The sequence below is a fragment of the Robertmurraya kyonggiensis genome, assembly GCF_005116465.1.
GTDB classification, from domain to species: Bacteria; Bacillota; Bacilli; order Bacillales; family Cytobacillaceae; genus Robertmurraya; species Robertmurraya kyonggiensis.
The window spans coordinates 72,686-94,067 of sequence record NZ_SWBM01000005.1 but is presented as its reverse complement, the minus strand read 5'-3'; the positions used below and the strand labels follow the sequence as shown (position 1 = coordinate 94,067).

The following is a 21,382-nucleotide window of genomic DNA, read 5'->3' as shown; positions in this document are numbered from 1 at the left end:
ACCTACCACCGTTATTTTAGATGATGAAAAATGTGCTGGAAAACGGAACCCCAGCACACTTTTGCAAAGATTTATCTTACCGAAGCCACCTGAGCTTCTAATAAATATTGATTGACAATCGCTTTTAAGCGCTCTTGACGTCCAGACTTATTCTTGATGTCCCCTAAAGAAAGAGCATGCTGCTCGAGTTTATGGAAATCTGTCTTACCTTGCACAATATCTAGACCAATTCCTGATGTATAGCTTTCATAGCGATCGGCGATAAAGTCCTCTAAAACGTGGTCCTCCAGTAGTCTGTTGGCCACTTTCAAACCAACCGCGAAGGCATCCATACCTGCAATATGTGCATGGAATAAGTCTTCTGGTTCAAATGAGCCTCTACGAACCTTCGCATCAAAATTCAATCCACCAGAAGCCAGCCCGTCATTTAATAGAATTTCATACATAGCAAGAGTTGTAGAATATAGGTCGGTTGGAAATTCATCGGTATCCCAACCAAGTAACATGTCGCCTTGATTGGCATCGACTGAACCTAACATACCATTAATTCTTGCCGTTCTTAACTCGTGCTCAAACGTATGACCAGCAAGTGTAGCATGGTTTGCTTCAATATTGAATTTGAAATGATCAGCAAGGTCATATTTTTGCAAGAAAGCTAACCCTGTTGCCACATCAAAATCATATTGGTGTTTTGTTGGCTCCTTCGGCTTCGGTTCAATGAGAAATTGTCCTGTAAAACCAATTTCTTTTGCGTAATCGACAGCCATATGGAAAAAACGTCCCAAGTTATCAAGTTCTAGTTTCATGTCTGTATTGAGGAGCGTTTCGTATCCTTCGCGTCCACCCCAGAATACATAGTTTTCAGCGCCTAATTCTTTTCCAATCTCCAATCCCTTTTTGACTTTAGCTGCGGCATAGGCAAAGACATCAGCGTTTGGCGCAGTTGCAGCGCCGTGTAACCAGCGAGGATTGGTGAAATTATTGGCAGTATTCCATAGCAATTTTGTTTTGCTTGTTTTCATATATTCTTTTATTCTTGCGACAATTTCATCTAAATTCTTATAGGTTTCTGCGAGAGTCCTACCTTCAGGAGCAATGTCAACATCATGGAAACAGAAATATGGAACATTCAGCTTTTCAAAAAATTCAAAAGCAGCTTCTACACGAGCATTTGCTTGATACATTCCTGATAAATGATCCCAAGGGCGCTGCATCGTTCCTACTCCAAATGGATCGGAGCCGTCCGCTGTGAAAGTATGCCAGTAAGCAACAGCAAAACGCAGGGTTTCTTCCATTGTTTTTCCGCCTATAACTTCGTCTGGATTATAGTGCTTAAATGATAAAGGATTCGATGAAGATGGACCCTCATATTGGATGTTACCGACATTTTTAAAATAAGACATGATACATACCTCCTAAAAATGATAGATTAATGAAATGGTTTACATTATGATATTAGTAGCCGATTTATTTTTAAAATGAATCGAGAAAAACCGCGATTAACTAAAGCTTCAGGAGCGATCAATTTATGAACAAGATGAGCAGTGTCCTCTACAATATCCTTGAGTGGATTACCCGATTTGCTTACCTTCAGCTCATATGGGTACTTTTTACATTAGTAGGAGGCTTCCTCTTCGGAATCTTCCCAGCCACCATGGCCATGTACGCTATTATTCGTACTTGGTTAAGAGGAGATACAGAGATTGCTATACTTCAAAGCTTTTGGAAATTCTATAAAAATGATTTCCTAAAAAGCAATCTACTAGGTGCAATTCTTCTGGTTATCGGCGCCATCATCGGACTTGATCTATACTATATTCAGCAAACAGGTGATACATTATTATCTTGGACATCTGCACCGTTGTTTGCTTTTATGATCTTATTTCTATTGTTTGTTTTCTACCTTTTTCCAGCTTTTGTTCATTATGATCTAAGTAATTTTTCAATAATGAAAAATGCGTTTTTCATCATGCTTATTCATCCACTTCATAGCTTACTTATGCTTCTTTGTCTGGGCTCACTCGCAGTCATCATGTACATAATACCTGCGTTAGCATTTATTTTCGGCGCTAGCACAGTTTCTTTTATCACGATGTGGCTTTCTCTCCATGTATTTAATCAAATATCAAAAAAAGGCTAATTATCCTTTTACAGCACTAGATGACAGACCTTCAACAACTTTGTTGCTAAAGAAAATAAAGGCAAGTAAGATAGGCAACACGCTAATGACCAAAGTAGCACCAATCGCTCCCCAATCCGTCATATATTGACCGATAAAATTCTGGATTCCAACTGTTAACGTCTTAAAGTGATCCGAGCTAATAAATGTATTAACAAAGACAAATTCATTCCAGTTATAGATCATGTTAATAATAACGGTCGTTGACATAACTGGAATCGTCATGGGAAGGATGATTCGAAAAAACATCTGTGGAACAGAACATCCGTCAATAATTGCTGCCTCTTCAATCTCACGAGGCAAAGTATAATAGAAACCAAGTAGAATCATAATCGTAATCGGCAAGTTATAGGCTGTATACGTGATCACAATTGACCAAGGACTATCGATTAAATTCACACTTAAAAACATTTTAAATAGAGGTATGATCGAAGAATGAATCGGAATCATCATCCCAACCATACATAATCCAAGCACCAGCTTACTAAGCTTCCACTTCATCCTCGTGATAGCAAAAGTAGCCATACTTGCAAATAAAACAGTGAAAAGAATCGCTAGTACAGTAATCCAAACACTGTTCCAAAAATAAATCCCAATTCCGCCTTCCCATACCTTCGTATAATTTTCCCATCTAAATTCGGATGGCAAAGCAAAAGGGTCCCCAGAGAAAATTTCCCGATTGTCTTTTAATGAGAACAGAAATAACCAAACGATAGGAAAAATTTGAAATATCGCAACAATAGTCAATGATAAATAGAGTAAAAAGGAACCTAACCGCTTCATAAGGAAAAAGCCTCCTTCCTAATACTGAATTTCCTCTTTTGTCGCTGTCAGCTTACGAACAATGTAGGTTACAACAAGAGTAATGATTAACAACAAGAATCCAATCGCACTTCCATATCCGAAATTATTGGTATCAAAGGCTAATTTGTACATATATGAGGCCATTACTTCACTAGCACCATTCGGTCCCCCACCCGTCATGACATAGATTAGATCAAAGTATTTTAAAGAACCAACCACTGCTAAGACAATCGTCACCTTCACAATCCCCATAATTAAAGGCAATTTGATCCGAAATGCGATTTGAACAGGTGATGCTCCGTCAATTCTCGCCGCTTCAATAATAGAATCAGGGATATTTTTAAGTGCGGCATAGTAAATCAAAATATAGAAACCTGCATATTGCCACAGAATGGGTATAAAGATGGCGTACAAGACAATCGATGTTTCTGCCAACCAAGCAGGAGGATTTTCAACACCAATTTTCAAAAGGATTTGATTTAACATACCACTTGTAGGGTTATAAATTTTAATCCACAGCTGAGCAATCGCCACAGACGACAAAAGCATAGGAATTAAATAAATTTTTCGCAATAGATCTGAACCTTTTATTTTTGATGCCAAAATTAGCGCTATCGCCAAATAGATTAATAGGCTTAAAGTAGAGAAAATTGCTAATAAAAAGGAATGCCAAGCACTGTCCCAAAATTTTGCGTCCTGAAGTGCTGCGGTATAATTTTCCAATCCGATAAACGTCATTGCACCAATTCCATCCCAATCCATAAACCCGTAATAGCCCGACAAGACTAATGGAATGAAAATAAATATTCCAATTAAAAGAAGGGCAGGAAGAACGTACAATGCGATGATCCATTTATTGGACATTACCTTATCCATATCATTCAACCCCATATCAGGTAAGTAGAAAAGGACACTTAACAAGAAAATGTCCTTTTCTCTTTCTGGTAATTTATAAGTTTAATATTTTCTTATTGTGCAGATAATGCTTCCTCATGTTTTTTGGCAAAATCTTCTGGTGTTGCTTCCTTCCCAAATAGTGCTTGGATCTGTGTTAAATGAACCTCTGCAACTTCTGGACTCATTTGTACATCAGCAAATAAGGTAATGTTCGTTGCATTACTTAATTCATTTAATACATCAATATACATTTGAGGAAGTTCTAAAGAATCTGCCTCAAGCTTTGTTGCAGGAATAACCCCTGCTTGTGTAACAGATTTTTCTCCCCACGCTTTAACAAAGTAGGAAACAAATTTCTTCGCCTCTTCCTTTACATCTGAATCTTCAGAAACAAATAAGCCTACCCCAGGACCACCAACATGGCTAGTAAGTTCACCCTTGCCATCAACAGTTGGGAAATTGAAGAATCCAATTGAATCTCTAAATTCTTTTGGAACATCTTCATTTGTTGTGTAGTTTGGCAAATCCCATGAACCAATTAAGTACATGGCAGCCTGGCCATTCATAAACATACTTTTCGCTTCTTCATCAGCCAAACCATTGAAACCCTTTACAAAAGCGTTCATGTCAACTAGATTCTGAACTTCTTTTGCAGCAGAAACGAGTGCAAGGTCTTCAAATGAACCTGTACGATTGATTGCACTAGTTAAAACGTCTGCTCCTCCAATTCGATCTGCTAGATACATATACCATAATGAACCTGTCCAACGGTCTTTATTACCGAGCGCAATTGGTGCAACCCCATTATCTGTAAGTGTTTTGATTACGTTTTTAAATTCGTCATATGTCTTAGGAGCTTCAAGGCCGTATTCATCAAAAATTGCCTTATTGTAGAAGATAGTAGCAATGTTTAACTCTAATGGAAGTCCGTAAGTCTTTCCATCAATAGCGTACGCTTCTGCCGTACCAGGTACAAAACTATCTTTTAAATCACTTTGAAGGATATCATCTAGAGGAGTAAATTTTTTGCCATCAACATAGGGTGTCAAATAGCCTGCTGCCCAAGTCATCCCTACATCTGGAAGTTCATTTGAGGTGGATAACACTTTAATCTTATCTTTATACTGTTCATTACTTAAAACTTCTACTTCCACATTCACACCTGGATTATCATTTTCAAAATTGCTAATGATTTCTTCTACGATTGTGTAGTGTGTTTTTGAACTGCCCTCTGGCCAAAGGTGCATAAATTTAATCGTTTTTTCGTTACCCGATTCACCTGAGCTCGAAGCTTTCTCTTTGTCTGAATTTGAGCAACCAGCAATTACAAGGATGGATAAAAACAAAGTAAATAGTAATGTAATCGCTTTCTTTTGTTTCATACATTAACCCCCTAAAAAGTGTATGATGCTTATTTTCTAAGCTCAAGATTAGAATATCAGAGAAAAGATCGTTTGTCTAGTGGATAAACTAAGTGTATAATGAAATTATTAAGTGTTATAATAGAACAAATTTTATAGAAAGAGTTGAACGGCTTATGAATCACAAAACATGGAACCAGCATGTTGTTAAACAGGAAAACAAAGCATTGGTTCTAAAAACGATTATCCAGCTCTCCCCTATTTCAAGAGCAGATATCGCACAAAAAACGGGCTTAAATAAGGGAACCGTCTCTTCTCTTGTCAGTGAGCTATTAGAAGAACAATTAATTTACGAATCTGGTCCAGGTGAATCTAGCGGTGGAAGAAGACCCGTTATGCTCCTCTTTAATCAAGTAGCAGGATACTCCATCGGGCTTGATTTAGGAGTTAACTATCTGCTTGGAATCGTGACTGACCTTCAAGGAAACATTACCCAAGAGAAAATCATAAAATTTAATAACTTGTCCTATGAGGACATTAAGAAGAAATTATTCGACATGATTGACAGTCTTATTTCTCTAACACCAGAAAGTCCTTACGGAATTGTTGGAATTGGAATTGGGGTACCAGGTACTGTTAGCAAAAGTGGAAAAATCTTATTAGCCCCTAATCTTAACTGGCAAAATGTTGACCTCAAATCGATTCTTAAGGAAAAATATAACGTTCCAATTATCATTGAGAACGAAGCCAATGCAGGTGCCTATGGAGAAAAATTATTCGGAGCAGGAAAAGAAGCCAAAAACATCGTATATGTAAGCGTTGGAATTGGAATTGGTGCTGGTCTTATTTTGAACAATCAACTTTATCGAGGGAATAACGGTTTTTCCGGTGAGATCGGCCATATGACAATTGAGATCAATGGAGCAAAATGCAGCTGTGGAAATATGGGATGTTGGGAACTTTATGCTTCTGAACAAGCACTTGTTAAAAACGCCAAACACTCTGGCCTATTGGACTCTTCAGCAGAACTAGATAATTTATTGGAACTTGCAGAGTCGGGTGATGAACTAGCGATCCAACAATTCGAACACATCGGGGAATACCTTGCCGTTGGGATTAATAATATTATCAATATTTTTAACCCTGAGCAAATCATTATTGGAAATCGCATGGCGTCTGCTGAAGGCTGGTTAAAGCATGCGTTAGAAAAAAGAATGCTTGCACGAACACTATGGTTTCAGCAAAGAGATTTAGAAATTAATTTTTCCGAACTATCCACTCATTCTGCAGCTTTAGGAATTACAGCCTTTGTCGTGGAGAATTTTTTCAATAGTGATCTGCAAAAGTTTTCTCAAGCACTGTGAGTTTTAAATTTTCAATATAAAAATTTATTTCAAGAGGTGGAGAAACATGGCAACGATTCAGAATCCAATTTTAACAGGCTTTAATCCGGATCCAAGCATTTGTCGAGCAGGAGAAGATTACTACATTGCAGTTTCAACCTTTGAATGGTTCCCTGGTGTAGGGATTTACCATTCAAAGGACCTTAAAAATTGGAGGCTAGTAGCACGCCCCCTCAATCGGGTCAGTCAATTGAATATGATGGGTAATCCTGATTCAGGTGGTATTTGGGCTCCTGCATTGTCCTACCACGATGACAAGTTTTGGTTAATTTATACGGATGTTAAAGTAACGGAGGGCCAGTGGAAAGATTGTCATAATTATCTTGTCACTTGTGACACCATTGACGGTGAATGGTCTGAACCAATTCACCTTAATAGCTCCGGCTTTGATCCATCGCTGTTTCATGATGAGGATGGTAAGAAATATTTTGTAAATATGCTCTGGGACCACAGAGTTGGACATCATAATTTTTATGGAATCGTTCTACAGGAATTTAGTGTCGAGCAACAAAAATTGGTCGGGAAACCTGAGGTCATTTTTAAAGGAACCGATATTATGCTTACAGAAGCACCTCATTTATATAAGATAAATGGGTATTACTATTTATTAACAGCTGAGGGTGGAACAAAGTATGATCACCAATCAACCATTGCTCGCTCCGAAAATTTACGTGGTCCATATGAAGTGCATCCAGAGAATCCACTGATTAGCTCGTTCGCTCATCCAAGAATTCCATTGCAAAAAGCAGGTCACTCATCCATTGTGCATACACACACAGACGAATGGTTTTTGGTTCATCTAACAAGTAGACCATTACCACGTGATGGTCATCCATTATTAGATCCTAGAGGCTTTTGTCCACTTGGAAGAGAAACTGCTATTCAGCGTTTGGAGTGGAAAAATGATTGGCCATATGTCGTCGGAGGAAATCGTCCGTCGTTAGAGGTGTCTGGTCCAAATATAGAAGAAGTAAAATGGGAAAGGGATTACCCTGAGAAAGATGATTTTGACGCATCAACGTTAAACCTTCATTTCCAATCACTTCGTATTCCATTATCAGAAAACATTGCATCTCTTTCAGACAATCCAGGTCACTTAAGACTTTATGGAAAAGAGTCCTTAACATCTAAGTTTACACAAGCATTTGTAGCGAGACGTTGGCAGCACTTTAATTTTAAAGCAGAAACGAAAGTATCTTTTCATCCAGATACATTCCAACAATCTGCCGGATTAGTAAACTATTACAATACGCAAAATTGGACATCTCTACAAATTACCTGGCACGAAACAAAAGGAAGAATTCTAGAGCTTGTCACTTGCGATAATTTTGTCTTTGCTCAACCTTTGAAGGGAAAAGAAATTATCATTCCAGACAATAATGAATACGCTTACTTACGTGTCGAGATTAAGACAAACGTTTATCAGTACTCCTATTCCTTTGATGGTGAAGATTGGAATACGATTCCGATTGAATTCGAATCCTATAAACTATCCGATGACTATATTCAAGGCGGGGGATTTTTCACAGGAGCTTTTGTTGGCATGCAATGCCAGGATACATCTGGGCAAAACAAGCACGCTGATTTTGATTACTTCATTTATAAAGAAAAATAGTAGTTTTAAAGATGAGACCAGGCACAAATGCCTGGTCTCCTTAGTTTAATAACTTCTCCATCGCCATCACATCAACAAACTTTCCTTCTAGCACACCTTGATTCTGAAAAATTCCAACCTGGCGATATCCTTGTTTAAGATAAAGTTTTTGTCCCGACTCATTAAAAGGAAATGTGAAAAGAACGATTTTATGGAAGCCGTTTGCACGTGCAGCCTTATCAAGCGAAGTCAATAGTTGGCTCCCTATTCCTTTCCCTCTTGCACTTCTCTTAATATAAACAGAAAGATCTCCAACACCTGCATAAGCACATCTGTTATTGTATGGGTTTAAGGATGCCCACCCGAGAATTTGGCTTTCCTCTTCCGCAACTATAACTTTATAGCGTTCTGAATGGTTTTGGAACCACTCTTCCATGTAAGCAAGATCCTTGGTTTCCGTTTCTAGCGTTGCAATTCTGTCTTCAATTCCTTCGTTATAAATGTTCTTGATCTCCTCTAGATCTTCAAAGCTTGCCTCTCGAATAAACATTTCTCTACACTCCTTCCCCTACTAAACAACCCTTCAATGCGTTGGTACTAAATGCTTTTTCATTAATTTATATCTGATCCATATTAATTCGTACATCATTTTCCAAAATCCTACTTAACTTTTGAAAAATCTCTTCTGCAAAAACTTTATAGCCAATTTCCGTTAAATGTATCCCATCATCACTGATTAAATCTTTAAAGTCACCAGCCCACTTAATGGCACTTCTTACGTCAATACTCATAACATCTAATTCTTCCGCCAATTTCTTGAGTGCACGATTGTAACTACTATGCCAGTGTTCAATTCCTCCAACTTTGCAGATCCAGTCACTTACTTGTGAGCTAAAATTCTCCGTGATTCGTTCATAATATCGAACAGGGTCCAATGGTGGCAAAGTTGATAGGATTGGAGTGATTCCCGCTTCTTTAATTTTTATCACGATGGATTTCAGATTGTTTATATATCGTTCAACAGGAACGGTTGCTTCATGTAAATCTGTCGGATTTTTTGCTACCTCCGCCCAGGCAAAGTCACAATCATTCCCACCGATTTCAATGATGACATAATTAGGTTTTTCTTGAATGACGTCACGATCCAATCTAGAAATAAGTAAATCAGAGTTGTCATTAAAAACGCCTTTATTCATAATTTGGATGTCTTCATCATATTGACCTTTATTGTTATTTAGAAATAACTCTTGCAAGACTTTTGGATAATTGTTCTTTAAAATTTTCAAACGACCTTTAACAAAAGATACGCCTCGAGTTAGACTATCTCCAAAGCATATTATTTTCATATCCAACCCTCCTCAAGATTCGATATAAATATAACAAAGTAAACTGTTTGAATACAATTCTTTGAACCTAACTTCATCAAAAATCCGCTCCTTAAACTGTTGAATTCGCCACATTTTTGAAGAAAAAATCAGCAATATTGGGGAGAAACATTCCGATACTTGTCCAAACCGATATTTATGAAAAAGAATACTCTATATTACCTCTTGATTAATGAGGAATTTTTTAAGAGAGGAGGCGATAGCATGAGTGCAGCAAGCGATATCCTTGCATCATTACCTCCAGGTTACCCTGTGGATCGAGTTTGTGTAGATGGTACTTTCCAAGATACTACAAACTTTGTCATCGTTAATAATGGACTAGCCTATTTCAATAGTCCACAGGGACTTCTAGTGTTTAACGTCAGCAGTATTGATGGTTTAGATTTAACTGCTTAACTAAGAAAGAGCAGAAGATTATCCAAAAGATCTTCTGCTCCCTTTCAATTTTGTATATGTTAAAACTTAATCCCATCAATTTTATTAGCATCAATCATCTTTATAGTTTCATTTTCTTTAAAATAAACCACATAGTCAGAAGTCATGGAAATGAACTCTGTAACCTGTATTGGTACTCCCTTAATTATAATTTGATTAACTGGATAATTAGGTTTTAACTTTTGTAGCTCTTGAATCAAGGGATTTTGTGCATTTAATAACTCGTCGATTTTCTCCTGTAATTCCTCAATCTTGCTATGCAATCTGCTTACAGCTTGCTCTTGTTCTTCATTTTGAACGTTCAAGGAGTTGCGGAGTTCATCCTTGATTTCTTCAACCTTATTGCCCAATCTGTTTAAATTCACTTCTTGTACCTTGTTTTGGCTGTTCAGTGACTCCGTTACACTTCCCTGTAACTCTTCAATCTCACTATGCAATTGAGTTACTTTCTCCTCTTGCTCTTGGTTTTGAGCACTAAGTGCGTCCGTCACTTTCTCTTGCACTTCTTCAATTCTGTTTTGCAATTCATTAGTCCGATTCACTAGTTCCGTATTCTGTGTGTTCAGAGCGTCCGTTACACTTTCCTGCACTTCTTCAATTTTGCTATGCAATTCGTTAACCCTATCTTCTTGTTCTTTACTCTGCGAGTTCAGCAAGTCCGTAAAGTTATTCTGTGCCTCTTCAAGGCTACTAGTCAATTCTTCTACTTTTCCCTCTTGCTCCTGGTTTTGAGCGTTAAGCAAGTCTATTAAGACTTCTTGTACTATCTCAATTTTACTATGCAATTCGGCAGATCTTTCCGCTTGCTCCTTGTTTTGTACATTCAGGGAAGCAGTTATACTTTCCTGCAACTCTTTCATTTTATTTAGAAGGTCGCTTACTTTTTCCTCATGCTCTCTATTTTGAACGTTAAGCAAAACTGTTACTTCCTCAATCTTACTATCCAACTGGTTAACCACTTTTTCATTTTCGATACTTTGTATGTGCAGCGCATCACGAAATTCATCTTGTATTTCCTCTATCCGACTATGCAGCTGATTCACATTCTTCTCTCGCTCAGCATCTAGTTTGTTTAGAGATGCTAGTAAATTCTCAATCTGTGTTTGCAACTTACCTATATTTGTCTTCTGTTCTTCGTTTTGCATGTTCAGGGAATCCATTAACTTTTCTTTTATTTGCGCAACCCTACTCTCCAATCGACTCTCATACTTCCCACGGGCAACGCTCTCGGCTTTCATCGAATCATAAAGCTTTTTCTGTAGCTCATCTATCTCAAAGCGCAATTCATTTAAGTTCTTCTTTTGCTCCATACTTTGTATCTTAAATGATTCGTTGACCCTCTCCTTAAACCGCCGAAGTCTACCTTGTAGACGCACCATCTGTTTTTCCAGCTGACTATTTTGCTCAGTGAACTCACTAAATGCTTTTTCAAACTCTTTCTTCATTTCTTCTGTTTTATTAAAAATAAATATCTTTTGATTTGAACTAATACCTAGTTCTTCTCGGTTTGTACACGTTAAGGGATAAACGATACAGGAATTATACCAGGGCAACTTACCTCTCTCCTTAGAAAAATATATATGGCCGGTTTTCTCTCGTTTATGTATCGTATGAAATCCCAACAAAAAAGGTTGGGCATCTGTTAAATACCCAACCTCAATTCAGAATGAATTACTTATTTTTATAAAAATATTTCACATCCATATCAATTACCCTGCACAGCAAGCATCTTTCTCTCCATCATTTTTCTCATTGCAGCAACTCTCATCTTTGACTTCTTCAAACTTTACATCACAGCAAGTTTTGTCATCGTTTTTTTTGAACCACGCCATTTTTTCTCACCTCCTTTAAATCAGATAAAATAGAAACCCAGAAATTGAAGCCATTAATACAACTGATACAACAAACGCGGACACCAACCGTTTTTGAAAAATCGAGTTTAGTAAAGTTACTTCTGGTAAGCTAGCTCCAGTTGAAGCAATCATCAAAGCCATTACTGGTGGAAAGGCCATCCCTTTTGCAATCAAAATCTGCGATAAAGGAATCATTGTTGATAAACGTACATACAAAGGGATACCGATAATGGCGGCAATCGGTACTAACCACCATTTGTCATCACCCAGATAGGATGTAATCCATTCTGTCGGTACAACCCCATGGATAAGTGAGCCAATCCCTGCCCCAATTAACAAAAACGGATAAACAGTTTTCATCAAGCCAATCGTTTCTTTAAAAGCACTTTTGAAGCTGAATTTTATTTCTTGTTCCGTGAATCCTGTCATTTTGACTTTCTTTACTGCCTTCGCGAAGCCAAGTTTTTCAAGTCCTAAACCAATGACGATTGAAAGAACGGTAGTTACAATTGTATAAACGACCGCAACTTTGATTCCTAGTAAAGCTGCCATCAACGTGATAATTGTCGGATCTAACACTGGTGATGCGAATAAAAAGACCATCACAATCCCAAAGCGAACATTCTTGTTTAAGAGATTCACAACAACTGGAATCGTCGAGCAGGAACAAAATGGGGTAATAAAAGCAAATCCAATTGCAGCCACCACCCCGATAAATGTGTTTTTACCCGATAAGAATTTGTTGAGTTTTTCGTAAGGAACCAATCCTTGCAGTAGACTTACAAGAAAGGAAATCCCAATAAACAAAACGGTTAATTCTAAAGCAATTGATAAAAAATCACGGAAAACCTGATAGAACATTTCGTAGCCCTCCTCTAATAGTTGTATTTCGCAACTATTTATTATTTGTAATTTGCAACTATATCAAATAAGGGGAAATTTACCCCTGGATATTCCCACAGCACATACTTGATTTTGCCATAGCATTATTTAAAAGCTTAATAGAGCGAATAACCGTTTCTTTTTCAAAATCATTCATATGAGAAAATACATCATTTAAGAAGAGATTCATTTGTTCATCAATCGTCGTAGCAACATACTTACCTTCTGTAGTTAAGGAAAGAATTTGAATTCTTCGATCCTCTGCATCTGGAGTTTTCTTCACTAAATTCATCTTCACTAATGACTGAACTTGGCGACTAAATGTTGTAATATCAATTCCTAACGTATCGGCAATCTGCTGCATCGAAGGATTATGCTGATGGTCAATCTCATAAAGAATATGACTTTGAACTAGGGAAATCTCAGTCCCTCCAGTAGTACAGCAATTCTTATTTAGAAAGCCAAAACGGCGTGTCATCACTTGAAACAATTCACGTAAATTTTCCATTTTTTCCACCTCTGACTTTATTATACAAATAAAATTGCAAAATGCAACTATTTATTTTAGAAAGATGCCTATCATCTTTCTAATCTTGCACCTTTTGCACTTTCACTTTCCATCAAAATCCCTTTTCCTCGCAGTTGGAGATTAATAAATCCATATACAGAAGACAAAATCATTATGCAGCCTGAAAATATATAAATCAATCGTACGCCAAGGAGATCTGTTAATGCACCAATGCCAAGAATTGAAACGAGCGAAACAAGCTGAATTAATGTTGATTTGGCTGCCAGTATTTTTGTTAAAGTGGCTTCATCTGTACTGCTTTGATATAACGTTTCTTGGGCTAAGTCCCTCATTTGATAGGACGGGCCCATTAATACGACCAATAGTAATGCCAAAATTGGGCTAGAAACGAAACCATATGCAAAAGTCAAAAGACCGAATGCCGCCGACCCGATTAACATAAAAGTGGTTAACCGTCCTTGAAAGATTTTTGAGAAGCGAAAAACTAAAATGCCTCCTACAATCGTTCCTAAGTTGTATCCACCATTAATATATCCCCACCAGGTCTCCCCTTTACCTAGTGCATCCTCCACATATGTTAACGTAACAGCCCCAATCCAAATCATACCCACCCACGCTTCCATGAGGTCCATCATGATCAGAACTTTAAGCCCTTTATGGTTAAAAAGATACTTCCATCCCATGGTTAAACGTTCTACGAGACCACTTTGCGCCTGAATATCGGTAGATTGATCAACTTTTACTAGTGATAGGCTGATGATCGAAATCAAAATTAAACCACAGGTAATATAAAGGGTTTGCTGCTTGCCGAGAAAAGCGATTAGTACTCCACCAAATGTCCAGCCAGCAAATAAAAACGTTTGATCAACGCTTGAAAGAAGACTATTGGCTTTCACACGTGATTCTTCTGGCACAACCACTTTTACAATGGATGATTTTATCGGTGCAAAGATCCCATTAAAAAAAGAAATAACCGCTAATACGATGAAAATGATAAAAATAAGCGAGGAAGTTAGCTCTTGAAGAAATAGTAATAACAAGATTGTCAGAAATACCAATTGAGTAATCTGTGAAAACCTTAATATATGAGTGGGTTTAAATTTTTCCGAAAGGATCGGTAAAGTCAAACTACTCATCATGCGAAAGAATATACTTACCAACGTAACTAATGCTGCTAATGTAGTAGAGCCAGTTTCGTCATAGAGATGCAACACAACAACCATCGTATACAAGGAAAATCCAAAATTCGTAGAGCATTGGCTCACTAATAAAGCATAAAAAGAACGGTTCATTTTAATTCCTCGATTCTTTACTTTTAACCTTATCTTTTTTTCCTACACACGTATATCATTTCATGACTAGCATTCGTTATCGAGGATTCATTCCAATCCCCATACAAGTGAACAATTTCAAATCCACTTCCCGACAAAATTCTCTCCATCTCTTTTGGAAATACATATCTTAGACTGATGTTGGTGCTTACCTCATCGACTATCTCTCCATCCGTATTCTTATATTTTCGGATAGTTGTATAATGTTGAATTTGCTTTAGGGAATCGTAGTTACTAATCGTATACTCATCTGCTGTATGGCCAGTTTCACTATCCGTATAACTTTTCCAATATTCTTCTGTACTTGGTTGCAACAATTCATCCCCCGTAGGAAACCTCGTCCCAAAAATGAAGACACCATCCATTTCAAAATGCTTGTGAACAGAGGCTAAAAATGCATCTTGCTCTTCAATGGTAAGAAAGTGTTGAAACGAGTTGCCCACTGAAAAAATCAATGGAGACTTTATATCTAAATCTAGTTTTGTACAGTCTTGCTCCACCCATCGAATAGGCAAATTGAGGTCCATTGACTTTTGTTTCGCTTCATCCAACATTCCTTTATGTACGTCTACTCCTACAAGTTCATGGCCACTTTTAGCCATAGGAATTGTAATTCTACCAGTGCCACATGCCAAATCAATGATTGGGCCCTGCTTTTTGGATACCCACTTCAATAACAACGGCAGCTCTGTTCTGTAGTGGTCATTTTCTTGATCATATAGAATCGGGTCATTGTATTCTTCTGTATTATCAATATTCATGTTTGTCTCCTAAATTAAGTTTAAGTTATTTTATCATAAATTTCTGAAAACAAAAGATAAAAATAAGGATATAGGGTTACTGTCTTATTCAAAAAAAATAAGCTGCTCATCAGCAGCTTCAATTAATTTTCCGCATGTTCTTTTCGAATGATGATGACAAATAGACTTGCCAGAAAACAGAAGATTCCAGCTCCTATAAAGGCGTAGGAGTAGGTGTCGTAACGCTCAAAAATGACGCCTCCTCCGTATGCTGCTACTGCGGCTCCCACTTGGTGTGCAGCAAAAATCCAACCATAAATAATAACGCTTTTTTCTAATCCAAAGACATTCCTTGCAATGTTAATTGTTGGAGGTACTGTCGCAATCCAATCCAAACCGTAAAAAACGGTAAAAATCATCAGCAGGGTAAGCGAACCTTGTTGGAGAGCATAAGGCAATAACAACAATGATAAGCCTCTTAATGCATAATACCAAAAGAGTAGCCATCGATTATCAATACGGTCAGACAGCCAACCGGATGCCGTTGTCCCGACTAAGTCAAAGACCCCCATGATCGATAAAAATGATGCAGCCGTAACAGCTACAATCCCAAAGGAAACGCATAATGATACAAAATGAGTACCGATTAATCCATTCGTAGAAAGTCCGCATATAAAGAAGCTTCCTGCTAACAGCCAGAACTCTTTATATTTAAAGGCATAAAAAAGAGTCTCGATAGCCGATTTGAACGGATTAATTTTAGTATGATTCGGCGGTTCTGAAGGTAGTTCCTCTGCGGCTCCATAAGGATTTAGCCCAATCTTTTTAGGCGAATCCTTCATAAAACTCCAGATCAGTATGAACATGACCATACTAAGAATTAAAATAATGATAATCGCATTTTTCCAATTAGAAACTTCAATGACATAGGCAAGCAAAGGCAGTAAAAGTAACTGGCCGGTTGCCGTACTTGCAGTGAGAATCCCTACGGCCAAGCCTCTTCTTTTTACAAACCAAGTATTGGCAATAAGAGGACTAAGAACCGTGAGAAAAAAGCTCGAACCAAGACCATTGAGCACACCCCATATCAAGATTAACTGCCATGGCTCCGTCATCAATAGCGAGAGGATCAAGCTTATCATTAGTGTCCCCATGGAGATGAGCATCATTTTTTTGATTCCGACGGATTGGACGATGGCTCCCATAAACGGTCCTGAGAAACCATAGATGAACAGGCTCAACCCGAAAGCAAGCGAAATCATCGAGCGATCCCAGTGAAATTCCTCTTCAAAAGGAATCACGAACACGCCCGATGAAGACCGTACAATCCCTGCCACGATGACCGAAAAGAAGGTCAAGAATAATATGATCCAGCTATAATGTAGTTTCCCCATATGCCCTCCTAATTGTATCCGTTACTTTGTTTCAAGCTTAACGAACTTCCTTTTACCAACTTGAATAATCGGTTCTTCTGATGTATCTACTTGAAGATATATGTCATTAACCTTCGCTTCATTAATCCGTACCCCACCATTTTGGATCATTTTTCGTGCTTCCGTTTTTGATGTTTGTAATCCTAATTCTACAAGTAGATCTACTATAGGAAATTTTTTATCCCCTTTCCATGTTACAACTGGAATTTCATCCGGCAGTGAACCTCTTTGAAACACAGCCTTAAAGGCTTCTTCTGCTTTTTCAGCCTCAAGTGCATTGTGGTAAATGCTTACGATTGTTCTAGCAAGAAGCATTTTTGCATCTCTTGGATGTAAATTCCCTTGCTTAAGCTCTTCTTTGATTCGACTCTTTTCTGCTAATGATAAATCCGTAACCAGATCAAAATACTTCGGAATTAATTCATCGGTTATCGACATTGTTTTTCCATACATATCATTTGGAGCATCATCTACACCAATATAATTATTCTTTGATTTAGACATCTTTTCAACGCCATCAAGCCCCTCAAGCAACGGAAGTAATACAACGACTTGCTTCTCTTTTCCAAAATGTTCTTGCAAATGTCTTCCCATCAACACGTTAAAATGCTGATCTGTTCCGCCAAGTTCTATATCACTTTCGAGTTCAACAGAATCATAGCCTTGCATTAAGGGGTAGAAAAATTCATGTAATGAAATTGGTTTTCCTGTAGCGTATCTCTCTGAAAAATCATTTCGCTCAAGTAACCGCGCTACTGTAATACTTGATGACAATTTTATAATCTCTTCCAGATTAAGCTCACTGAGCCATTTTGAATTGTAATATAGCTCTACTTTTTCCATATCTAATACTTTACTAAATTGTTCGAAATATGTTTTCGCATTATGAATGACCTCTTCATTCGTAAGTTGCTTTCTCACCGTTGCCTTTCCAGTTGGGTCACCTATTTTACCAGTAAAATCTCCAATGATAAGTTGGATGATGTGTCCGTTTTCCTGAAACTGCTTCAATTTATTTAACACTACAGTGTGCCCTAAATGAACATCCGGAGCAGATGGATCTAGTCCTAGCTTTACTTTTAAAGGCTGTTGTTTTAATAATAACCTTGCGATCTTATTCTTGAGTTCAATTTCAGGAATAATTTCTGCTACTCCATTGTTATAAATCTCAAATTGTCTCTCAACTTCTGCCACTTGCTCACTCGTCAATTGTTCTAAAAAGTTCGCCAAAATGTTCGCCTCCCATTATCGGAAAAATATAAAAAACCACGCCCCTAAAAAAGGGACGTGGTTTACGCGGTACCACCCTTATTGAAGATTTCTCTTCCACTCATAACGAATAACGGTTCGTCCGTTCTTTACTACTAAATGTTCGTAAAGAAAGCTCAAGGAGGTAATTCGCACTTATCTTTGTACTGATTCACACCTACCATCAGCTCTCTAAAACAGGGAGATAAGTTACTACTGTTTCCTGTCATCACTTATTTTCAAAATATTTCTATATATCATAACTTTGTATTGCAGAAATTTCAAATAAAATATTCCATGGCCTATTAGTTTTATCTACTTTCAAAATCTTGCTTCAACATCGAGTACATATACAAATCATCAAATTTCCCACTTGTGTACTCGTATTGGCGTAATAGCCCTTCTCTCACAAACCCTTGTTTTTCAACAAGCTTTTGTGATGGAAGATTTGGCGGTTCAATTAACGCTTCGATGCGATTCAAGTCCATATGTTCAAAGCTATACTGAAGGATCGCGCCAATTGCCTCGCCCGCGATTCCTTGCCCCCAATATTCTTGACTAAGTTCGAAGCCAATTTCCGTGCGAGAATGCTGAGAAACCCTGTTATGAAAACCACAGCTGCCAATCATTTTTCCCTGCTCTTTTAAACTAATTCCCCACCGGATGCCCGTTTTGTTTTCAAATATGGATTGGTACCATGAGATCTCGTCCATTACATCCTCAATTGTTTCAAAAGGATCTAATCCATAATATTTCATGACCTCTTCATCAGAAAGGTACTTCAAAATATCTTCAGCATCGTCTTTTGTTACTTTTCTTAATACTAGTCTATTCGTTTCCAGTATAGGAAATATTTCAATCTCGATTGTCACAGCAAATCATCCTTTTTTGAATATTTTTCTTTTTTCAATACACATCTCCATTTAATTCCACAAAAATAGCGTTAATCCTCCAAAGAATTAACGCTACCCTTTAATTTCAATATGCTGATTAGATATATTTCGCTGTTATCGACTGTTCACATTGCTTAATCTCTGCTGGTGGACCTTCATAAAGAATCTTTCCACCTTCTGAACCACCTTGAGGACCAATATCAATGATCCAATCACTTTGACGAATGACCTCTACATTGTGTTCAATCACGATGACCGTATTCCCCTTTTCGACCATCTCATTAATAATATGAAGAATATTTGATATATCGGACAAATGTAACCCTGTTGTTGGCTCATCAAGAATATATATATGTCCGCCTGCTTTTAACTCCTTCGCTAACTTCAGACGCTGGCATTCTCCACCTGATAATGTGGATAATGGCTGACCAATTGTAAGATAAGAAAGTCCAACCATTTCTAGACTTTTCAATTTAGCTTTGATATCCTTTGTTTCAAAAAAGTCTAGGGCCTCTTGTACAGTCATATCCATAACTTCGACTATATTTTTCCCTTTATATAAATACTCCAGCACGTCCTGTCGATAACGATTTCCTTGGCATTCACTACATTCCGTTTCCATCTTATCCATGAAGGATAAATTCAGTTCAACGGTTCCAGTTCCACCACAGGTTGGGCAAGCTCCTTTTGAATTATAGCTGAATAGCCCAGCATCTACTCCATTTGCATCCGCAAACGCTTTTCGAATCCCATTCATAATTCCTAAAAACGTAGCGGCATTTGAACGACTTGTTGTATGAATAGGATTCTGATCAATTTGTAAGGCGTCAGGAAAATCCTTCGCAAATACTTCGTTCACAAGTGTACTTTTCCCTGAACCAGCCACTCCTGTCACAACAGTGAATACGCCTTTTGGAACGCGAAGACTAACATTCTTTAAATTATGTAATGAGCTTTTCCGACTTTCATAGAATTCTGTAACAGTTCGTGGATTCGTATTAATAGGTGAATGTTTGTTTAAAAATCGAGCAGTTAAAGTATCGGTTTGCAGTAAACTAGAATAATCTCCACTATACATAATATTACCGCCATTGCTCCCTGCAAGTGGTCCAACATCAACGATATGATCGGCAATTTGAATAACATCCGGGTCATGCTCCACAACAAGAACGGTGTTTCCCTTATCTCTCATTTTCACGAGCAAATCATTTAACCGATAGACATCTCGTGGATGTAGCCCGGTACTTGGCTCATCAAAAATATAGAGAAGACCAGTGAGGTTACTCGAAAGGTATTTCACCATTTTCACACGCTGTGACTCGCCACCAGATAAAGTCGCTGTTTCACGATCTAAACTCATATATCCTAGGCCGATTTCACATAGATTCGTTAGGCGTTCAATAATACTATCAATGACAGGCTTAGCGTCTGGCACTTCCCATGTTTTCAACACATCAATTAATTCGTTTAACTGCAATGCTGTGACATCATAAATAGAATAATCGTGAATTTTAGAAGAAAGGACGTTGTCATTATAACGTTTGCCCTCACAAGAATGGCATATCGTATTCGTTGTGAACTCCTCTAATTGTTTCATCGCCTTCTTTGAAACTTCCTTTTCTCTATTAATGTTTTGGCGCATGAATCGAACAACTATGCCTTCATAGGTAGCATTAAAATCTCCAAAGGACTTCATCTTAACTTTTTCAGGTTCCGCATATAATAATTTCTGGCGCTCTTCTTCTGAATAATCTTTAATTTTTTTATCATTATCAAAGAACCCAGTCTCCGCATATGATTTCCATTGATAGGTTCCTGGAGAATAGCCTGGTAACAGAATGGCACCTTCATTTAGCGATTTATTCCAATCGATTGCTGCATCCACATTTAATGTGATAACCTTGCCAATCCCCTCACAAACTGGGCACATCCCACTTGGATCATTAAAGGAATACGCATTGCTGTATCCGAGATGTGGTATTGCAAATCGTGAAAAAAGTACTCGGAACAATGGGAGAATATCCGAGATTGTCCCTAATGTCGAGCGGGCATTTCCACCTAAGCGTTTCTGGTCCACGACAATTGCTGTTGAAAGATTTTGGATTTCATCAATGTCGGGGCGACTATATTTTGGAAGAAAGAGTCTCGTAAAATTACTGTAAGTTTCATTTAATTGACGTCCTGCTTCTTGGGCAATCGTGTCAAACACAATAGATGACTTTCCTGAACCAGATACGCCTGTGAAAACAGTAATCTTTCCTTTGGGAATTTGCAAATTGACATTCTTGAGGTTGTTTTCTCTTGCATTGACTAGCTCGATAAATTGTTGTTTCATTCAAGTCCTCCTTAAAAAATCTTCAACCTTTTGTACGGCTAATGTGGCTCATAAGTTCCCAGAAAATCCATCCAAATATC

The 21,382-nt window shown here is 37.7% G+C and carries 20 protein-coding genes and 1 other annotated feature; of the genes, 4 read left to right on the top strand and 16 right to left on the bottom strand.

Annotated elements, in window-relative coordinates; translation table 11 throughout:
- Positions 1–71 precede the first annotated feature (71 nt).
- Entirely contained in the window at positions 72–1,403 is a 1,332-nt protein-coding gene (gene xylA, locus FA727_RS18080; RefSeq protein WP_136832944.1) for a xylose isomerase, read from the bottom strand.
- 125 nt (positions 1,404–1,528) lie between these two features.
- Between xylA and FA727_RS18075 the strand changes: the two genes are divergently transcribed.
- Positions 1,529–2,140, top strand: coding sequence for a YesL family protein (locus FA727_RS18075; RefSeq protein ID WP_136832943.1), 612 nt, complete (start codon positions 1,529–1,531; stop codon positions 2,138–2,140).
- Here the strand turns inward: FA727_RS18075 and FA727_RS18070 are convergent, their stop codons facing one another.
- The 3 genes from FA727_RS18070 to FA727_RS18060 form a co-directional block, all read right to left on the bottom strand.
- A complete protein-coding gene (locus FA727_RS18070; RefSeq protein WP_136832942.1) occupies positions 2,141–2,962 on the bottom strand; it encodes a carbohydrate ABC transporter permease in 822 nt (273 codons plus the stop codon).
- Positions 2,963–2,980: 18 nt separating this feature from the next.
- On the bottom strand, positions 2,981–3,859 hold the full coding sequence (locus tag FA727_RS18065) for a carbohydrate ABC transporter permease (protein ID WP_136832941.1): 879 nt from the start codon (positions 3,857–3,859) through the stop codon (positions 2,981–2,983).
- 92 nt (positions 3,860–3,951) lie between these two features.
- Positions 3,952–5,262: an extracellular solute-binding protein gene (locus FA727_RS18060; RefSeq protein ID WP_136832940.1), complete on the bottom strand. Its 1,311-nt coding sequence runs from the start codon at positions 5,260–5,262 to the stop codon at positions 3,952–3,954.
- Between the two features lie 155 nt (positions 5,263–5,417).
- Here FA727_RS18060 and FA727_RS18055 point away from each other — a divergent pair, with 155 nt between their 5' ends.
- Both FA727_RS18055 and FA727_RS18050 read left to right on the top strand, forming a co-directional pair.
- On the top strand, positions 5,418–6,605 hold the full coding sequence (locus tag FA727_RS18055; protein ID WP_136832939.1) for an ROK family transcriptional regulator: 1,188 nt from the start codon (positions 5,418–5,420) through the stop codon (positions 6,603–6,605).
- 46 nt (positions 6,606–6,651) lie between these two features.
- Positions 6,652–8,259 (top strand): glycoside hydrolase family 43 protein, encoded by a 1,608-nt coding sequence (locus FA727_RS18050; protein WP_136832938.1) that lies wholly within the window; start codon positions 6,652–6,654, stop codon positions 8,257–8,259.
- A 40-nt stretch (positions 8,260–8,299) separates the two neighbouring features.
- Here the strand turns inward: FA727_RS18050 and FA727_RS18045 are convergent, their stop codons facing one another.
- The gene (locus FA727_RS18045; protein WP_136832937.1) at positions 8,300–8,788 is read right to left on the bottom strand and encodes an arsinothricin resistance N-acetyltransferase ArsN1 family A; all 489 of its coding nucleotides are present in this window, start codon (positions 8,786–8,788) and stop codon (positions 8,300–8,302) included.
- Between the two features lie 67 nt (positions 8,789–8,855).
- On the bottom strand, positions 8,856–9,584 hold the full coding sequence (locus tag FA727_RS18040) for an SGNH/GDSL hydrolase family protein (RefSeq protein WP_136832936.1): 729 nt from the start codon (positions 9,582–9,584) through the stop codon (positions 8,856–8,858).
- A 243-nt stretch (positions 9,585–9,827) separates the two neighbouring features.
- On the opposite strand from FA727_RS18040, the gene FA727_RS18035 reads away from it, so the two are divergent.
- A complete protein-coding gene (locus FA727_RS18035; protein ID WP_136832935.1) occupies positions 9,828–10,019 on the top strand; it encodes a hypothetical protein in 192 nt (63 codons plus the stop codon).
- Positions 10,020–10,078: 59 nt separating this feature from the next.
- Here the strand turns inward: FA727_RS18035 and FA727_RS18030 are convergent, their stop codons facing one another.
- The 10 genes from FA727_RS18030 to FA727_RS17990 all read right to left on the bottom strand — a co-directional run bounded on the left by FA727_RS18030 (position 10,079) and on the right by FA727_RS17990 (position 21,302).
- Complete coding sequence (locus FA727_RS18030; RefSeq protein ID WP_158318910.1) at positions 10,079–11,680, bottom strand: coiled-coil domain-containing protein; 1,602 nt, start codon at positions 11,678–11,680, stop codon at positions 10,079–10,081.
- A gap of 87 nt (positions 11,681–11,767) precedes the next feature.
- On the bottom strand, positions 11,768–11,890 hold the full coding sequence (locus FA727_RS24980; RefSeq protein ID WP_281280915.1) for a hypothetical protein: 123 nt from the start codon (positions 11,888–11,890) through the stop codon (positions 11,768–11,770).
- Between the two features lie 15 nt (positions 11,891–11,905).
- Entirely contained in the window at positions 11,906–12,772 is an 867-nt protein-coding gene (locus tag FA727_RS18025) for a permease (RefSeq protein WP_136832933.1), read from the bottom strand.
- A 79-nt stretch (positions 12,773–12,851) separates the two neighbouring features.
- On the bottom strand, positions 12,852–13,301 hold the full coding sequence (locus FA727_RS18020; protein WP_126405393.1) for a MarR family winged helix-turn-helix transcriptional regulator: 450 nt from the start codon (positions 13,299–13,301) through the stop codon (positions 12,852–12,854).
- Positions 13,302–13,372: 71 nt separating this feature from the next.
- The gene (locus FA727_RS18015; protein ID WP_136832932.1) at positions 13,373–14,614 is read right to left on the bottom strand and encodes an MFS transporter; all 1,242 of its coding nucleotides are present in this window, start codon (positions 14,612–14,614) and stop codon (positions 13,373–13,375) included.
- A 29-nt stretch (positions 14,615–14,643) separates the two neighbouring features.
- A complete protein-coding gene (locus FA727_RS18010; protein WP_194138547.1) occupies positions 14,644–15,414 on the bottom strand; it encodes a class I SAM-dependent methyltransferase in 771 nt (256 codons plus the stop codon).
- Between the two features lie 122 nt (positions 15,415–15,536).
- Positions 15,537–16,787, bottom strand: a complete 1,251-nt coding sequence (locus tag FA727_RS18005; protein WP_136832931.1) for an MFS transporter — start codon at positions 16,785–16,787, stop codon at positions 15,537–15,539.
- 21 nt (positions 16,788–16,808) lie between these two features.
- On the bottom strand, positions 16,809–18,056 hold the full coding sequence (tyrS, locus tag FA727_RS18000; RefSeq protein WP_136832930.1) for a tyrosine--tRNA ligase: 1,248 nt from the start codon (positions 18,054–18,056) through the stop codon (positions 16,809–16,811).
- A 48-nt stretch (positions 18,057–18,104) separates the two neighbouring features.
- Positions 18,105–18,313 (bottom strand) — a binding site (T-box leader).
- A gap of 72 nt (positions 18,314–18,385) precedes the next feature.
- Positions 18,386–18,946: a GNAT family N-acetyltransferase gene (locus FA727_RS17995; RefSeq protein ID WP_246041954.1), complete on the bottom strand. Its 561-nt coding sequence runs from the start codon at positions 18,944–18,946 to the stop codon at positions 18,386–18,388.
- 118 nt (positions 18,947–19,064) lie between these two features.
- Positions 19,065–21,302, bottom strand: a complete 2,238-nt coding sequence (locus FA727_RS17990) for an ATP-binding cassette domain-containing protein (protein WP_136832929.1) — start codon at positions 21,300–21,302, stop codon at positions 19,065–19,067.
- Between the last annotated feature and the right edge of the window lie 80 nt (positions 21,303–21,382).

What these genes read in the sequence shown, in the direction of transcription:
- FA727_RS18060 (WP_136832940.1), bottom strand. Translation starts at nt 5,262, where the DNA reads ATGAAACAAAAGAAAGCGATTACATTACTATTTACTTTGTTTTTATCC.
- FA727_RS18035 (WP_136832935.1), top strand. Translation starts at nt 9,828, where the DNA reads ATGAGTGCAGCAAGCGATATCCTTGCATCATTACCTCCAGGTTACCCT.
- xylA (WP_136832944.1), bottom strand. Translation starts at nt 1,403, where the DNA reads ATGTCTTATTTTAAAAATGTCGGTAACATCCAATATGAGGGTCCATCT.
- FA727_RS18040 (WP_136832936.1), bottom strand. Translation starts at nt 9,584, where the DNA reads ATGAAAATAATATGCTTTGGAGATAGTCTAACTCGAGGCGTATCTTTT.
- FA727_RS18055 (WP_136832939.1), top strand. Translation starts at nt 5,418, where the DNA reads ATGAATCACAAAACATGGAACCAGCATGTTGTTAAACAGGAAAACAAA.
- FA727_RS18070 (WP_136832942.1), bottom strand. Translation starts at nt 2,962, where the DNA reads ATGAAGCGGTTAGGTTCCTTTTTACTCTATTTATCATTGACTATTGTT.
- FA727_RS18065 (WP_136832941.1), bottom strand. Translation starts at nt 3,859, where the DNA reads ATGGATAAGGTAATGTCCAATAAATGGATCATCGCATTGTACGTTCTT.
- FA727_RS17990 (WP_136832929.1), bottom strand. Translation starts at nt 21,302, where the DNA reads ATGAAACAACAATTTATCGAGCTAGTCAATGCAAGAGAAAACAACCTC.
- FA727_RS18005 (WP_136832931.1), bottom strand. Translation starts at nt 16,787, where the DNA reads ATGGGGAAACTACATTATAGCTGGATCATATTATTCTTGACCTTCTTT.
- FA727_RS18010 (WP_194138547.1), bottom strand. Translation starts at nt 15,414, where the DNA reads ATGAATATTGATAATACAGAAGAATACAATGACCCGATTCTATATGAT.
- FA727_RS18050 (WP_136832938.1), top strand. Translation starts at nt 6,652, where the DNA reads ATGGCAACGATTCAGAATCCAATTTTAACAGGCTTTAATCCGGATCCA.
- FA727_RS18015 (WP_136832932.1), bottom strand. Translation starts at nt 14,614, where the DNA reads ATGAACCGTTCTTTTTATGCTTTATTAGTGAGCCAATGCTCTACGAAT.
- FA727_RS24980 (WP_281280915.1), bottom strand. Translation starts at nt 11,890, where the DNA reads ATGGCGTGGTTCAAAAAAAACGATGACAAAACTTGCTGTGATGTAAAG.
- FA727_RS18045 (WP_136832937.1), bottom strand. Translation starts at nt 8,788, where the DNA reads ATGTTTATTCGAGAGGCAAGCTTTGAAGATCTAGAGGAGATCAAGAAC.
- FA727_RS18020 (WP_126405393.1), bottom strand. Translation starts at nt 13,301, where the DNA reads ATGGAAAATTTACGTGAATTGTTTCAAGTGATGACACGCCGTTTTGGC.
- FA727_RS18075 (WP_136832943.1), top strand. Translation starts at nt 1,529, where the DNA reads ATGAACAAGATGAGCAGTGTCCTCTACAATATCCTTGAGTGGATTACC.
- FA727_RS18025 (WP_136832933.1), bottom strand. Translation starts at nt 12,772, where the DNA reads ATGTTCTATCAGGTTTTCCGTGATTTTTTATCAATTGCTTTAGAATTA.